The 15193-nt window shown below is 64.3% G+C and carries 16 protein-coding genes; 3 read left to right on the top strand and 13 right to left on the bottom strand.

The features are described 5' to 3' along the window. Positions 1-171: 171 nt before the first annotated feature. Positions 172-348 (top strand): hypothetical protein, encoded by a 177-nt coding sequence (locus tag AC066Y_RS12465; RefSeq protein ID WP_478274121.1) that lies wholly within the window; start codon positions 172-174, stop codon positions 346-348. A 440-nt stretch (positions 349-788) separates the two neighbouring features. Here the strand turns inward: AC066Y_RS12465 and AC066Y_RS12460 are convergent, their stop codons facing one another. From AC066Y_RS12460 to AC066Y_RS12445, 4 genes are all read right to left on the bottom strand, one after another. Continuing rightward, positions 789-2345 (bottom strand): serine hydrolase domain-containing protein, encoded by a 1557-nt coding sequence (locus tag AC066Y_RS12460; RefSeq protein WP_478274120.1) that lies wholly within the window; start codon positions 2343-2345, stop codon positions 789-791. Between the two features lie 130 nt (positions 2346-2475). Next, positions 2476-3408, bottom strand: coding sequence for a L,D-transpeptidase family protein (locus AC066Y_RS12455; protein ID WP_478274119.1), 933 nt, complete (start codon positions 3406-3408; stop codon positions 2476-2478). An 892-nt stretch (positions 3409-4300) separates the two neighbouring features. After that, entirely contained in the window at positions 4301-5335 is a 1035-nt protein-coding gene (locus AC066Y_RS12450) for a D-alanine--D-alanine ligase family protein (RefSeq protein ID WP_478274118.1), read from the bottom strand. Further along, the gene (locus AC066Y_RS12445; protein WP_478274117.1) at positions 5332-6360 is read right to left on the bottom strand and encodes a putative zinc-binding metallopeptidase; all 1029 of its coding nucleotides are present in this window, start codon (positions 6358-6360) and stop codon (positions 5332-5334) included. The genes AC066Y_RS12450 and AC066Y_RS12445 overlap by 4 nt, the downstream gene beginning before the upstream one ends. Before the next feature lie 247 nt (positions 6361-6607). Here AC066Y_RS12445 and AC066Y_RS12440 point away from each other — a divergent pair, with 247 nt between their 5' ends. Continuing rightward, on the top strand, positions 6608-7045 hold the full coding sequence (locus AC066Y_RS12440) for a styrene oxide isomerase (protein WP_478274116.1): 438 nt from the start codon (positions 6608-6610) through the stop codon (positions 7043-7045). 91 nt (positions 7046-7136) lie between these two features. Here AC066Y_RS12440 and AC066Y_RS12435 read toward each other — a convergent pair whose 3' ends face one another. The 9 genes from AC066Y_RS12435 to AC066Y_RS12395 form a co-directional block, all read right to left on the bottom strand. After that, entirely contained in the window at positions 7137-7514 is a 378-nt protein-coding gene (locus AC066Y_RS12435; RefSeq protein ID WP_478274115.1) for a hypothetical protein, read from the bottom strand. 71 nt (positions 7515-7585) lie between these two features. Further along, positions 7586-8884, bottom strand: coding sequence for an RNA polymerase sigma factor (locus AC066Y_RS12430; protein WP_478274114.1), 1299 nt, complete (start codon positions 8882-8884; stop codon positions 7586-7588). Between the two features lie 16 nt (positions 8885-8900). Then, a complete protein-coding gene (locus tag AC066Y_RS12425) occupies positions 8901-9251 on the bottom strand; it encodes a YciI family protein (protein ID WP_028341793.1) in 351 nt (116 codons plus the stop codon). A gap of 18 nt (positions 9252-9269) precedes the next feature. Next, positions 9270-9641, bottom strand: coding sequence for a YciI family protein (locus AC066Y_RS12420; protein ID WP_478274113.1), 372 nt, complete (start codon positions 9639-9641; stop codon positions 9270-9272). 198 nt (positions 9642-9839) lie between these two features. Then, on the bottom strand, positions 9840-10535 hold the full coding sequence (locus tag AC066Y_RS12415) for an AprI/Inh family metalloprotease inhibitor (RefSeq protein ID WP_478274112.1): 696 nt from the start codon (positions 10533-10535) through the stop codon (positions 9840-9842). After that, positions 10535-11518 (bottom strand): 2-hydroxyacid dehydrogenase, encoded by a 984-nt coding sequence (locus tag AC066Y_RS12410; RefSeq protein WP_478274111.1) that lies wholly within the window; start codon positions 11516-11518, stop codon positions 10535-10537. Before AC066Y_RS12410 ends, AC066Y_RS12415 begins: the two co-directional genes overlap by 1 nt. Beyond that, positions 11518-12306: an ABC transporter permease gene (locus AC066Y_RS12405; RefSeq protein ID WP_478274110.1), complete on the bottom strand. Its 789-nt coding sequence runs from the start codon at positions 12304-12306 to the stop codon at positions 11518-11520. Before AC066Y_RS12405 ends, AC066Y_RS12410 begins: the two co-directional genes overlap by 1 nt. Beyond that, on the bottom strand, positions 12303-13106 hold the full coding sequence (locus AC066Y_RS12400) for an ABC transporter ATP-binding protein (protein ID WP_478274109.1): 804 nt from the start codon (positions 13104-13106) through the stop codon (positions 12303-12305). Before AC066Y_RS12400 ends, AC066Y_RS12405 begins: the two co-directional genes overlap by 4 nt. A 16-nt stretch (positions 13107-13122) precedes the next feature. Next, positions 13123-14154 carry an ABC transporter substrate-binding protein gene (locus AC066Y_RS12395; RefSeq protein WP_478274108.1) on the bottom strand — a complete coding sequence of 344 codons (1032 nt, stop codon included), beginning with the start codon at positions 14152-14154 and terminating at the stop codon, positions 13123-13125. Between the two features lie 145 nt (positions 14155-14299). Here AC066Y_RS12395 and AC066Y_RS12390 point away from each other — a divergent pair, with 145 nt between their 5' ends. After that, a complete protein-coding gene (locus AC066Y_RS12390; RefSeq protein WP_478274107.1) occupies positions 14300-15106 on the top strand; it encodes a creatininase family protein in 807 nt (268 codons plus the stop codon). The last annotated feature ends 87 nt before the right edge of the window (positions 15107-15193 follow it).

The raw sequence follows: 15193 nt of genomic DNA, 5'->3' as shown, positions 1-15193 counted from the left end.
GGGTCTACGGCTTGGCCGTTCGCGACAAGGCCTTAGAGAATTTCCTGCTTAAATTTGAGTCAGATGCACAACAAACGTTCCAAAGACTGCCCGCTGAATTCTTTTTGATTGTCCGCCGGACTCCGGCCGTGGCATCAGGGCCTGTGACACTGCGATGACAAGGGTTCTCCCGTGACTGCCCAACCGGCCAAACCGCACGGCGGCTCCCGCCGCCACTCCCAGAAAACGCAGGACGAGGTCGCGCGGTCGCTGGAACGGGAGCTGCAGTTCCTGACGGAAGAGCGCCAGGAGCGCGCGCTTCGGCTCGGCCTCGACTTTGCAGCCAAGACACCGAAGACCGACCACTAGGCGCGCTGCCGCGCCGCGACTCGAGGGCGCACAATCTCCGTAGCATTGCTGATCCGCGCGGCCATCTGACAATGGCCGGCGTGCGCGTTGGCGTGCGTCAGTCGTGCTGGGGGCCTGCTCAGGCCGCAACGGCAAAGCCGTTGCACGCGACGGGGAGACGTCCGATTGACCTGTCAAACAGCTCGTTCGGTGCCATCACCCGCGAAAGCCGAAAGCGGTGATCGAGTGCATGGCTCCTTCCCAGGCGTCCCTGCGAAAGCAGGGACGACACTGAATTTATGGCGCTGCTTGTGGATCACGCTTTCGCGTTCTCGCGACATCCTTGTCCGAGTTTTGCATTTTGTTTCGCCCTCTCTCTTGAACAGAGGGCGCAGGGAAGGCCGGGGTGCGTGCACACATCACCGTCATTGCACCGTGCGCCGCCGCAAAATGACGAATCGTTATTGCGCGCCCTGCGCTTCCGCATCGACCTGCACATCGTGGCCGAAGCGATCCTTGCCGCTGAGCCTGGCCTTGCCGCCGTCGAACGTGAGCAACCATCTGCGGTCGGTATCGCCGCCGACCAGACGCAGGTCGATCGCAAACGTCTCACCGGTCTGCCACGTCCCCTTCAGCGCCATCACGCCGAGCGGCGTTGGCTGGCCGAGACGATAGGTGCCGTCGAGCCCGATCGGTCCCGCCAATTTGATTACCGGCCTCGCCGCATCCGGCGTCGCTGTTTCCAGCTCATAGTGCGCGGACGGATCGGTCAGATACAGCGTCAGCGCCCGCAGATTGAGACCGTTGGCCGGGAAGCGCCAGGTCTTGCCCGAGATGGCCGCCGCAGTCTCGGGCACCGCACCAACCGCCGACGGCTTTTCCGTCGCGCTATCGCGCAGCGCCGCGGCAAGCTGATTGCCGCCGGCGGAGTTCACCGGCAGCGCCGTGTCGGACTTGACGGCGCCGGAAATGTCGTCGGCAATCCTGCCGAATGAGCAGTAGTCGCGCGCGGTCACGACCGTGACGATGTCGAGCGCGGGAAAGATCATGATCAGCTGGCAGCGGTCGCCAACCGCCATGAAGGCCTGCTGCTTCGGCATCACCCAGAAGAAATTGGCGTAGTGCAGGGACGGATCGAACGAAGCGTGCATCTCTGTCGTCGCGTGCCTGATGCGATCGACCCAGCCGGACGGCAGCAGCCGCTGCCCCTCCCATTCGCCGTCATGCAGATAGAGCAGCCCGATCTTGGCGGCGTCGCGCGGCGCGAGCAGAAGCCCGCCGCCGCCTTGCGTCAGCCCCGGCCCGATACTGTGCCAGTAGGGCGCGGCAATCCCCAGCGGGCGAAACAGTTTCGTCACCGCATAGTCCCGCGCGCTCACGCCGGTGACCTTGTTGATGATCGCGGCCAGCAGCTGCGGATTGCCGGTGTTGTAGTCAAACGCCTCGCCCGGCGCCTTCGCCATCGGACGGTCCAGGATGAACTGGATCGCATCGGGGCTGCGCCCCCATTCGATCAGCGAGTCGGGCCTGCCGCCCTCGACGCCCTCCGTCCAGGCCATCCCCGAGGTCATGTCGAGCATGGTCTGGATCGTGATTGCCTGCTTGCGGTCATCGAGATTGGCGATGGTGCGGTCGGCAAAGAAATCCACCATGCGATGGTCGAGGCTGTCGAGCAAATTGTCCCTGAGCAGCATCGCGACCAGCGTGCCGGTCACCGCTTTGGTGACGGAATTGAAGAGATGCGGGATCTCCGGCGTGTACGGCGCATAGTAAGCGTCGAGCACGATCCGTCCATGACGCGCGATCAGGAGACCATCGAAACTGTGAGCCGCGCCAAAGTTGACGAGCCGTGCCAGCGCGGCGGAATCCATCCCCTGCTCTTCCGGCGTCGTCGTCTGCCACTGCCGGGTCGGCCACACCGGATCGGCGGCCCCTTCTGCGCGGCCTGTGCCTGACCAGATCAGCGCGGCCAGCGACAACCCCCGTAGCGTCGACACGGTCAAACGTGCGAGATGCATCGGCGCTCCGTCAGGATGCGGCTGTCGCCGTACCATCCGCGATCCCCAGCATACCTGTCAATCTCGGTGCCGCAGTGTCGGCAGCGATTTGCGATGACGGCGCGACTCGGTCCCTCCCGCGTCAATCGCATTATCGCGAGTTCTCCACGAACGTGACCGGCGTTCCCTTCGCGACACCGGCCGCGACTCGCTGCGCATCCCAGTTCGTGAGCCGAACACAGCCATGGGACTCGGCCTTGGAGACCTTGCCGGGATCAGGTGTGCCGTGGATGCCATAGCCTTCTGCCGAAAGGTTGATCCAGATCGAGCCGACCGGATTGTTCGGGCCGGGCTTGATCGTGAATGGCCTCTTCGATTTGACGCCCTTGAACTTGTATTTCGGATTATAGCGATAGATCGGGTTCTTGTTGATCGCCGTCACCTTCAACGTGCCGCTCGGCGTCGGCTTCTCCGTGCTGCCGACCGTTGCAGGATAGACGGCGATGAGCTTCCCTGCTGCGTCGAATGTGCTGAGCGTCTGCCGCGTCTTGTCGACTTCGACGCGTGCAACCGGCGCTGAACCTCCGGCGTCGAGAACGTTCGCAACCGCAATGTTGTCACCGGCCCTGTCGAACTTCTGTCCCGGATTGAGCGCCTGAAGCAACGCCTCGCTCATGTGGAATTTCTCGGCGAGCGCTTCGCGCGGGCTGATGTAGTTCAGCGCGGGCAAGTCCTTCATGCTCTCCATCTTCGCAGGGATCTGCTTCAGGAAGGGGCCTTTCACGTCGGCATCCGCGATCGTGTAGTTGACGATCGCGGCCCCTTCGCTGGCGGCGGCGAGCCTGCTCCAGAGGTCCGGCGTCACGGCCTTGTCGAACGACAGTCCATTCGCCCCGGCAAACGCCGTCAGCGCCTTCAGCGCATTTTCGCCGAGCTTGCCGTCGATTTCGCCGGGAGAAAAATGCGCGCGATCGAGCAGAATCTCAAGCTTGGCAATGGAGGCGTTGACCTGGTGTCTGCCCGGCAATTTTCCCGTTGGCGCCACTGCGTCGTTGATCGCAGCGGCATCGAGGCCCGCCGCCATCACTGGCGCGGCGGAGACAAGCAAAAGTACAAAAGCAAAACGCGCAACGAAACAATGTCGAAACATCGCGTGTCCCAACGTGGCTCCATTCCGTAAAGTTACGGAAAGCGTCGAAGTTCCAATGCAAACAGCGGCCGAGTTCTGCGGTGGAACAGCTGATATCGCGGCATCGCCGCACCGGCGTAAAGCGCCGGAACATTGCTTGGCGGTGCTACCGCGCAGACGACGCCGCAAGGCTCGGCAGCGGCGCGAACTGCATCTCTGCAACGGCCGAGCCGGCGTAAGCACTGGCGATCAGGATCATGACTCGAATGGCGACGAACATGGTGCCTCCTCAGTCTTCTTGTTGGTCTCTTGATGCCAGAGACTTCTTTCCCGCCGGTGAGGAAAGCTGGTTGCCGCAACCTTGAAGGCATTGGTAAGCGAGCCGTTTACGCAAGCTTCCGTTCATGAGTTGGGAACCGTATCGGCCGATCGGCCGGCGCGCTAAACGCGCGGTTCACCGTCGCCGGGCATTGTTCGCCTCAATCAAGAAGGCGCAATCACAATGCCGATTTTCAGGACGATCCTTGTTGTCGTATCGATTTTTCTTGCCGTTTTGTACGTCTACGATGCCTGCCGCAGCGACGGCTTGCTCAGGGCGACTCCGGTGAGCGACGTGATTGCACGGCGCTGGCCGGAGCCAGATGGGTTTCGTCCGAAGGCGGCACCCGCTCCCACAGCCACTGCGGCCGCGACGCCGGCGGCACGCGTTAGGGAAACGTTTGCGATGTTCATCCCCAGGGACGCACGACGCCACGTGATGCAGCGGAGCCTTTAAAGCGTTTTCGAGCGAAGTTGACGCCGGTTCGCGTGAAGAAAATGCGTCAAAACAAGGATCGAGAGCTTCGTTTCAGCCCAGGGATACGCCGGCCTTGGCGCGGCTGATCCCGAGCGCCACGATGCGGTTCAACAGAACCGGATAGTCCAGTCCGTCATGCCCGGCGGCTGTCGCGAACTCCTGGCTCTTCGCGATCTCGGGATTGGGGTTGGCTTCAATGAAATATGGAACGCCGTTGGTGGACAGGCGGAAGTCGATGCGCGCGTAGCCATCGAGCCCCAAGGTCCGGTAGATGCGTTTCGCCAGCCGTTGAATATGGGCGGATAGTTCCGGCGTCAGATCCTCGGCCGGCCCGTCCGCAATTCCGATCCGCTCCTGATAGCTGGTGTCGTGCTTGACCTTTTCGGTGGCGATCTGGCGTGCGGCGGGGCCGCCCATACTGCCGAACTTCAATTCCCAAACCGGCAAGACCCGCAGCCTGTTGTTGCCGATCACGCCGACATAGAGCTCACGTCCCTCGATGAACTGCTCGGCGATCGCCGCCGTTCCGATCCGCTCATGGATGAAGGCGACGCGCTCCGCGAGCTTCTCATCGGTATCGACGATCGACGCCTGCGAGATGCCGAGCGATCCATCGCTGCTCAGGCTCTTGACGATCAGCGGCAGTGCGAGCCGCGGCGGCCGCTTGACCTTGCGACGCATCGGGAACACGGCGAAGGCCGGCACCGGGATGCGGCGGTGATGCACCAGCGTCTTGGACAGATCCTTGCCGCGCGCAAGGATCAGGCCGCGCGGATTGCACCCGGTATAGGGGATCTTCATCAGCTCGAGATAGCTCGCGATGTGCTGGTCATACACGACGTCGTAGTGAAACTCCTCCAGCAGCGTGAACACCACGTGCGGCTTGAAGCCGTCGATCTCGTCGCGTACCGGCTTGATTTCCTCCTGCACGCCGAGCGGACGCACCTCATGGCCGGCCGCGCGCAGGGTGCTCACCACGTCGTATTCGGTTTTCCACTCGTTGATTTCCCGCGCGGAGTATCCATCGCTGGAGTCCGGCGGCACACAGTCCGGGTGCATCAGCACCAGAATGCGAAAGTGTTTCATAGCGCGATCCATTTGCGGCGCGACGGGCCGAACAACGCGTGCATGGTCTTGGCTGTCAGCAGGATGGTGAAATTGGTCACGAGCTTCTGCTCGGGGCCGACGGCACGCAGGTTGAGCTCGCGGCACCGCAGGATCATGTCATCGAGCACGGCATCGAGCGTCAACTGGTTCTCGCCGGTCCACCGCGCGACCAGCTGCCTGATCTGGGCGCGGTGCCGCCTGATGAAGACCGCGGCCGCCGGATGCCGTTGATGCCGCGGATCGGCGGAGAACAGCTTCGACAGATCGCGGTCGTAGGTCTTCGGCGGCGTGAAGGCGTAGAACGCCTGCTTCTTCTTGTAGTGTTCGCCCAGCGTCTGCTTGAGCGTATGCAGCGGATCGACCCGCTCCCGCGTTGTGAGCAACGGCCGCTCACCTGCGATCTCGCCCATCAGCTCGTCGACATATTCGAGCTTCTTCAGCGCTGGCCAGCCGGCATACCGCGTCCGCCAGTTCGAGCGCGGCCGCAGCCACACCGCGAAGGTCTCGGCGAAATCCTCGTCCGGATGGCTCTGCGCGTACCACAGCCTCAGATGCTGGACGTAATTGCGGCTGGCCGGATTGGGCCGGTAGTAGCGCGGATAGTGTTGCGACGATGGGCCGAACAGCTGCTGCCAGCGCCGGCGGCGTTGCAGCTGGTAGCCGTGCTGGATGGCATGCCCCGCCTCGTGGCGGAGGATGGCCATGCACTCGGACCACGAGGCGCCCTCGACGTCGAGCATCATCTTCTTCTCGAGCTTCATCAGGCGGGGATGGGTAAGATAGAATGGAATGGCGATGCCGGGTACATCGGCCGGGCTGAACCATTCGCTCGAGATCCAAGTGTGCGGCCGCAGCCGGATGCCGCGCTCTTCGAGCTCTTCGTAGAGCGTGCTGACACAATCCGCGAGCCAGGTGCCTTCGACAGCAACCCTCAGACTGCTGAGGCGTTGCTCGAGCAACTGCGCATCCGTGAGCTTCTCCCAGGCATATTTGCGACGCGGCATAGGCTTCCAAAGTCAAAAAACAAACCGGAATCGGGATGGTGTCACAGGTTGCCGCCGGCAACAACCGCCGGACTTTTCCGCCAGGACTCCGGCCCGCGCCGCTTGGCATCAACCCCGCCCCGGTGCGTCCGCCGCAGGGTCGGCGGGACACGGAGAGCCCAGGCCACGGTCCAGATCGCCGGCGGGGCGCCTTCGTACTTTCTGCTATGATCGGCCGATTCTCAGGCAAGCCATTTGAGAGGCGAGAATGGATTATCGGCGGCGTCTGCTTTTTCACGGCATGGCCCTGTTCCTGATCGGGCTGTTGACCGGCCTTCTCGAGCAGCACTTCAGCAATGTGCGGATGGCGCTCGCGGCACATCTCGAAGGCGTGATGAACGGCACGTTCCTGCTCGCGGTCGGCGCGATCTGGAGCGAGGTCAGGCTGCCGCCCCGCGCAGGCGTCGCAGCCTACTGGGCGCTGCTGTGCGGGACCTACGGCAACTGGGCCGTGACGACGCTCGCCGCCGTGCTCGGAACCGGCGCGCTGTCGCCGGTCACTGCGGCCGGGCGTGGTGCCGCGCCGTGGCAGGAGGCGCTGGTGACCGCCGGGTTCATTTCAATCGGTCTTGCGATCATCGCAGCATCGATCCTGCTGCTGTGGGGGCTGCGCGGCAAGGCTGCGCGCGCTGCGCCGCGAGCATGATCCGGAAAAGTGCGAAGCGGTTTTCCGAAAAGATCATGCTCAAACAAAGAAACTAAAGCGCGATGACGATTCTGCCCAATGTTGTCGCGCTTCAAGGCTTGACCCAGCGCTGCACGGCAGCAGTGGTGTCGGCCGGGTTGGTGTTGAAGCAGATGGCGGCGCCAGGCGCGAGCCGGTGCACCAGATTGAGGATCGTCTCGAACAGCAGCAGCCGCTCCGGCGGCTCGCGCAACCCGGCACCGATCACGACGCAATCGTAGCGGCGCGCGTTGAGGGCTGCCGCCGTCACCGCTTCGGCCGTATCGCCGAGGTCGATGAGGCAGCTTTCGACATCGTAGCCAAGCGTCCGCAGGCCCTCGATCTGCGCGTCGATGTAGCTGCGCACGAGTTCGGGCGTGAACTGCGGCATGACGGATAGATCGACGTAGGTGGGGTCGAGCCCGATCGCCAGCACGGATGGTTTGGTCATGGACGCGGTTCCCTAACGCATTGCGGGTTTGGCGAACATGCCGGCGCTTTGCGTCGAAATCGCGAAGCCATTCAGCGGCCGTCGTGATCTTGCGCGGCGCGTGCCGCGACCGCGGCGCGCCGCTTGAGGAACTCGCGCTCGCGTGCGTTGCCGGCCAATGCGGCAGCGGCCTCGAACGCGGTGTGCGCCTCCGCGAAGCGGCTCAGCCGGTGCAGCAGATCGCCGCGCACGCTCGGCAGCAGATGATAGGCTTTCAGCGCCGGCTCGTCGGCGAGACCGTCGACGATCGCAAGCGCGGCAACCGGCCCTTCGGCCATGCCGATCGCGACCGCGCGGTTGAGCTCGATCACCGGCGAATCCAGCAGCGCAGCGAGATCGCCGTACAGCGCGGCGATACGGCGCCAGTCGGTCGCGTCAGGCGTGTCGGCCTCGGCGTGGCATGCGGCGATCGCGGCCTGCAGCGCGTAGAAGCCGCCGGCGCCGCCGAGCTCGCGGGCGCGCGCCAGCGCCAACTGCCCGCGGCGGATCTGCAGGCGATCCCACAGCGCGCGGTTCTGGTCCATCAGCAGGATCGGCTCGCCGGCCGCGTCGGTGCGCGCCGCCATCCGCGAGGCGTTGAATTCCATCAGCGCCAGCAATCCGTGCGCTTCCGGCTCCTGCGGCGCGATCGAACTCAGCACGCGGCCGATGCGCAGCGCCTCGTTGCAGAGCTGCGGCCGCAACCATTCGTCGCCGCTTGCCGCGGTGTAACCCTCGTTGAAGATCAGATAGGCGACCTCGAGCACCGAGGCGAGCCGTTCCGACAGCGCCGCGCCGCGCGGCGTCTCGTAGGCCAGGCCGGATTCCGACAGCGTGCGCTTGGCGCGCACGATGCGTTGGGCGATGGTCGCCTCCGCCTGCAGGAAGGCGCGCGCGATCTCCTCGGTGGTGAGGCCGCAGATCATCCGAAGCGCCAGCGCGGCGCGCGCCTCGCGCGACAGCAGCGGATGGCACGCGGTGAAGATCAGCCGTAGCAATTCGTCGCCGATATCGTCGTCGAGCGCGGAATCGAAATCGGGCATGGTCTCCTGCTCCCGCACCAGATCATGCACAAGCATGCCGTGCTTCTCGGTCAGCATGCGATTGCGCCTGATATGATCGAGCGCACGCCGCTTGGCGGTCGCCATCAGCCAGGCACCCGGCTTCTCCGGCACGCCACCGAGCGGCCAGTGCTCGAGTGCCGCGATCAGCGCTTCCTGGGTCAGATCCTCGGCAAGCGGCACGTCGCGCAGCATCCGCGACAGGCTGGTGATCAGCCGCGGCTGCTCGATGCGCCACACACCGAGGATGGTGCGCTTGATCTCGTCCTCCGTCACGCCGACCACCGGCATGCGACGGAGGCGACCGTCAGCACTCCATGAAGGGGCGAACCTCGCATGACAGTTCCCAATCCGGCATATGGTCAAGATGAAGCTGCATGAACTCGACGGCGCGCGCCACGGCCTCCTCCTTGTCCTTCAGCTCGAACACAGCGTAGCCGCCGACCACCTCCTTGGCCTCCATGAAAGGACCGTCGGTGACGGTGAGCTTGCGATCCTTGATCTTCACCTCCGCGCCCGCCGTGCGCGGCAACAGCGCGCCGGTATCGAGCATGCGGCCGGCCGCGATCTCGCGTTCGGCGAGCTTGCCGATCGCCTCCCTCAATGGCGGATTCGGCAGCATCGGCTTCTCGGCCACCAGGACATACATGAAGCGCATCGCCCGTCCTCCTCCGGCTCACTCGGGACACTGTCCGGCAAAACCTGCGAAGGCACGGACCTCGCAGGTGCCTTGCCAGCCGGGCATGTGATCCTTGTGGAGCTGCATGAACTCGACTGCGAGCGCCACCGCCTCTTCCTTGCTGCCCAGCTCGAAGATCGCGTAACCGCCGATCACTTCCTTGGCCTCGACGAACGGGCCATCGACGACGCTGAGATGGCCGTCGACAATGCGGACCTGCGCGCCGGTCGCGAGCGGCATCAGCCCGCCGGTATCGACCATGCGGCCGGCCTTGATCTCGCGGTCGGCGAGCTTGTGCATGGCGTCCAGCAGCGCCGCGGTCGGCTGTGCCGGCGGCTGGGGCGAGGTGACGATCGACATAAAGCGCATGAAATGCTCCTGTTTGCGGCAAGCCACGGGATAATCGCGGTGAAATCGGCTCGCTATGGGAGACGACGATCCGGCAGCCGCCGGATCGACAGGGGCTCCGGATTTATTTTCGGGGGCCAGCGAGAAGCAGATCGTACCCGCCCCATCGTCGTCCCTGCTCTCGCAGGGACGACAGGGAGTTTGCGGCAGCGCCGTCCCCTACTGCTCGCGGAGCATGATCAGCGGGTCGGCGCTGTCGGGGACGCGGCGCCATTGGGCGTTGTCATCGGCCTCGAACTGCCAGGTCTCGCCCTTGGGCGACATCAGGATCATCTGGCCGTGGTCGAGCCGCCACAGCGTCGGATTGAAGGCTACGACCGCGGGATCGCATTTGCCTTTCAGGAACAGCTGGAAATTGTCGTTGCCGGCGTCGGTGTTGGTCAGCACCAGGGCGCAGATGGCCTGGCCGTTGCCGCGGACCATCGACCAGTCGCCGATCATCTGGTCCATCGACTTGGCGAGCGCGCGGGCAGCTGCGAGGTTTTGCAGGATGTAGACACCCTCATTGGTGCGCATGCCCTCGAAGATGCCGGTCTCGACCTCGGTGAAATCGATCACGGCCTCGCCGGCCGCATTGTGCAGCCGTACGATGTCGCCGAGGCCCTTGATGCTCCAGCCCGTGATGTCCTTGGTGAAAGGCAACGCGGCGGCGCAGGCCGGCTCGAGCTCGAGCTTGAAACCTTGCGGCGTCGCATCGCTCTTCAGCGTCACGACGCAGGTCTTGCTGCGCTCGGTGGTGGCGAGCTCCCACTGCCCGATCATGTCCTTCTTCAACGTCGAAGCGTCCTGCGCGGCTGCCGGACCGCAGGCGGCCAGCAGCATGAGCAGCACGACGTTGAAGCGGGACAGGGACATCAGCGCCCCTTCACCGGCGTTTCGGCAACCGGCGTCAGCGGCGGCTTGCCGGCAAACCAGTTCTTGATGTTGTCGACCACGAGCTGGTCCATCGCATTGCGCGTCACCACCGAGGCCGAACCGATATGCGGCAGCAGCACGACGTTCTGCATCGCCTTCAATTCGTCCGGCACGTTCGGCTCGGCCGCGAATACGTCGAGACCGGCGGCCAGGATGGTGCCGGATTTCAGCGCCGCGACCAGCGCCGGCTCGTCGACCACGGAGCCGCGTGCGACATTGATCAGCACGCCGCGCGGGCCGAGCGCCTTCAGGACGTCGGCGTTGATCATCTTCGCCGTCGAGGCGCCGCCCGGCACGATGACGATCAAGGTGTCGACCGCCTTCGCCATCTCGATCAGATCGGGATAGTGCTTGTAGGCGACATCCTTGGACGGATTGCGCGAATGATAGGACACCGGCACGCGCGAGGCCTCGAGCCTGCGCCCGATCGCCTGGCCGATGCGGCCCATGCCGACGATGCCGATCTTGCGATCGCGCAACGAGCCGACGCTGAGCGGATAATTCTGGGTCTGCCACAGGCCGGAGCGCACATAGCGGTCGGCCTTGACGAATTCGCGCAGCGTCGCGATCAACAGGCCCATCGCGACGTCGGCGACCTCCTCGGTCAGCACGTCGGGCGTATTGGTGACCACGATATTGTGATCCCGCGCATAGGCGGAATCGACGTGGTCGTAGCCGACGCCGAAGCTGCCGACGATCTCCAGCTTCGGAAACATCGCCATCGCGGTCTTGTCGGTCGCCATCGTGTGATAGGTGACGGCGATGCCGCGGATCTTGGCCATCGTGTCGGGCGTCAGGCGCTCAAGGTCGCCGCGGCTCTCGGCCCGGTGCAGCACGTATTGATCGGAAAAGCCGTTTTCGAGGATTGGCCGGATCGGTCCATAGATCAACAGATCGATCTTTTCGGAAGAAATCGGGGCCATCAATTGTCCTTTCCTAACGCGCTTTCATGCCAACGCCGCAACAAGAGGTGCGAAACTAACGCCAGCACCCCATAGATGACAATCCCGGCCAGCGATAGCAGCAGAAGTGCTGCGAACATGCGGGGAATATTCAGCCGGTAGCCCGATTCAGCGATCCGGAAGGCAAGGCCCGAGCCGGCGCCGGCGCTGCCCGCCGCGATCTCCGCCACCACGGCGCCGATCAGCGACAGCCCGCCGGCGATGCGCAGGCCGCCGAGGATATAGGGCAGCGCCGCGGGCAGCTTCAGGAGCAGCAGCGTCTGCAGCCGTGATGCGCCATAAAGTTGAAACAATCCGGCGAGGTTGCGATCGACCGAGTTGAGACCAAGCGTCGTGTTCGACAGTACCGGAAAGAACGCCACGATCCAGGCGCAGACGATCACGGCGGTCTGCTGCTGCAGATAGATCAGCAGCAGCGGCGCGATCGCGATCACGGGCGTGACCTGCAGCACCACCGCGTAGGGGAACAGCGAATATTCCAGCCATTTCGACTGGTTGAACAACAGCGCCAGCACGACGCCGCCGATCGCGGCGGCGGCGAAGCCTTCGAGCGTGGTCAGCAATGTGACGCCGAGCGATTGCGACAGCACCGGCCAGTCCGCAACCAGCGTCTTCAGCACCAGGAACGGGCTCGGCAGCACATAGGGCTGGATGCCATAGGCGCGGACGATCGCCTCCCAGAGCACGAGGCCCGCGGCAAACACCGCAAGCGGAAGCAGAAGGCGGACGAGGCCTTGAGGAGACTTCATGCGCCCGCCTGCCCTGCGTAAGACGGCGCCAGCGCGCCTGAGACCTCGCGGCAGAACGCGGCATATTCGGCCGAGGTGCGGAACTCCTCGCCGCGCGGCTCCGGCGAGGTGATGCGAAACTCGGTGCCGATCCGGCCCGGACGCGCCGTCATCACGATCACGCGCTGCGAGAGATAGACCGACTCGAACACCGAGTGCGTCACGAAAATGACGGTCTTGTGCAAATTGCGCCACAGCGACAGCAGGTCGTTGTTGAGGCGAAAGCGCGTGATCTCGTCGAGCGCGGCGAACGGCTCGTCCATCAGCAGGATATCGGGATCGGTGACCAGCGCGCGCGCCAGCGACACCCGCATCTTCATGCCGCCGGACAATTCGCGCGGATAGGCGGTCGCGAACTCCGCAAGCCCGACCTGATCGAGCGCCGCCTCGACGCGCGCATCGGCGTCGGTCGTAGGCAGCCGGGCGAGCTTCAGCGGCAGGCGGACATTGTCGCGCACATTGGCCCACGGCATCAGCGTCGGCTCCTGAAACACGAAGCCTACTCTGTGGCTGCCGCGCGGCTCGGCGCCGTGATGGGCGAGCTCAACCGTACCGGCGCTCGGCGTGGCAAGCCCCGCAACGAGGCGGAGCGCGGTGGATTTGCCGCAACCGGAGGGGCCGAGCAGCGAGACGAACTCGCCGCGCCGAACATCGAGGTCGAGCAGCCCGAGCGCCATCACCCCGCTGTCATAGGTCTTGGTGACGCCGCGCAGGCGCACCGCCCATCCGGCATCAGGTCCAGACAACGCAGGCTCCGCCATCGCGCGTCCGCACCCGTCAGTTCTTCGGCCTGAGCTCGACGCCGACCGCCTTGTTGACGAAGCGCAGCGTGTAGCCCTGGCGATAGTCGATGGTGCTCTTGACCACGCCGGCGCGCACCATCTTGTCGAAGAAGCTCGCCATCCGCTCGTCGGTCATCGCGCCGATGCCGTTCTTGATGGAATCGCCGGAATCGACGATGCCATGCTCGCGCATCTTGGCGACGCAATAGGCGAGCAGCTCGTCGTTCATCTCAGGATTGAGCTTCTTGATCATGGCATTTCCGGCCGAGTTGTCGCCGTAGACGTAAGTGTACCAGCCGACAACGGAAGCATCGACGAAGCGCTGCACCAGGTCAGGCTTCTTGTCGACCAGGTCGCGGCGGGTCTCGATCAAGGTCGAATAGGAGTTGAAGCCGTAATCGGCGAGCAAGAGCACGTTCGGCTTGAAGCCGGCGGCTTTCTCCACCGCAAAGGGCTCCGAGGTGACATAACCCTGCATCGCGGTCTGCTTGTTCACGATGAAGGGCTGCGGGTTGAAGGTGTAGGGCTTCACCTTGTTCTCGTCGAATCCGTATTCGAATTTCAGCCACTGGAAGTAGCTGGTGATGCCTTCCTTCGAGATCAAAAGCGTCAGCGGCTTCAGATCCTCGATCTTGCTGACCTTGACTTCGGGATGGGTCAGGAAGACCTGCGGGTCCTTCTGGAACATCGCCGCGACGGCGACCAGCGGCACGTTGTTGGTGACGGCGTCGAAGGTCTGCAGCGAGTTCGCGCTCATGAAGAAGTCGAGCTTGCCCGCGATCAAGAGCATGCGGTTGTTCTCGTTGGGACCGCCGGGCACGATTGACACGTCGAGGCCGTATTTCTTGTAGGTGCCGTCGGCGAGCGCCTGGAAGAACCCGCCATGCTCGCCCTCGGCGACCCAATTGGTGCCGAACGAGACCTTGTCCAGAGTCTGCGCTCGCGCCGGAGGGAGGCCCACGGAAACGCCGAGGGTGGCGGCCAGAAGGGCCGCGGTTAACGCTCGCGACAAAAAGGCCGGGATCATGGTTGGACTCCGTCGATCATTATGGCCCATGATGGAAGGCGGGAAGACGTAGGTCGCGCCCGGAGACGCGAACGCCTCACCGATGTTAAACAAACTAGCCTGCAAATCCATCCCATGAAACGCTTGTATTGAAACGACTGGCTTGATGACCTCGACGCTTCCGCCCCGTGACTGGACCGCCATCCACTGGCCCGACCTCGCCAAGGGTGCGGCCGCGCGCTGGATCGCGGTGCTGCCGCTGGCCGCGACCGAGCAGCACGGGCCGCATCTGCCGCTCGGAACCGACGTCATGATTGGCGAGGCGTATCTGGCGCGGGTTCAGGAGCTGCTGCCGGCGGCCATCCCGGCCACGTTCCTGCCCCTGCAACCGGTCGGCATCTCCACCGAGCACATCGATTTTCCGGGCACGCTGACCCTGCCGACCAAGGTGGCGCTGAACAGCTGGATGGCGCTCGGCGATAGCGTGGCGCGCGCCGGGATCAAGAAGCTCGTGATGGTGACGAGCCATGGCGGCAATTCCGCCGCGATGCAGCTGGTGGCGCAGGATTTGCGCGCGCAACATGGCATGCTGGTGGTGACCACGAGCTGGTCGCGCTTCGGCACGCCGGACGGGCTGTTCGATGCCGACGAATTGCGTCACGGCATCCATGGCGGCGCGGTCGAGACCTCGATCATGCTGGCGAAGTATCCGCAACATGTGCGCAAGGATGCGATCGCGGATTTCAAGCCCGCGAGCGTGCAGATCGAGAAAGACCACCGCTTCCTGTCGACCCAGCGGCCGGCGCCGTTCGCCTGGCAGGCGCAGGACCTCAATCCGAGCGGCGCGATCGGCGATGCGACCAAGGCCTCGGCCGCGAAGGGCGAGCAGCTGCTCGAGCACGGCGCGCGCGCGTTCTGCGAGCTGCTGGCCGACGTCGACCGGTTCGATCCGGGCTTATTTCGCGCCAGCTGACCCGGAATTCCTTCGTCCTGGCAGAGGCGACGAAACAATCCACGAAACCATATTTCCGTCACGGCCTTCGAACCGGAACCGAAAAGC

The organism is Bradyrhizobium sp. USDA3010 (genome assembly GCF_056429065.1).
This window is presented reverse-complemented; position numbering and strand designations above follow the sequence as displayed.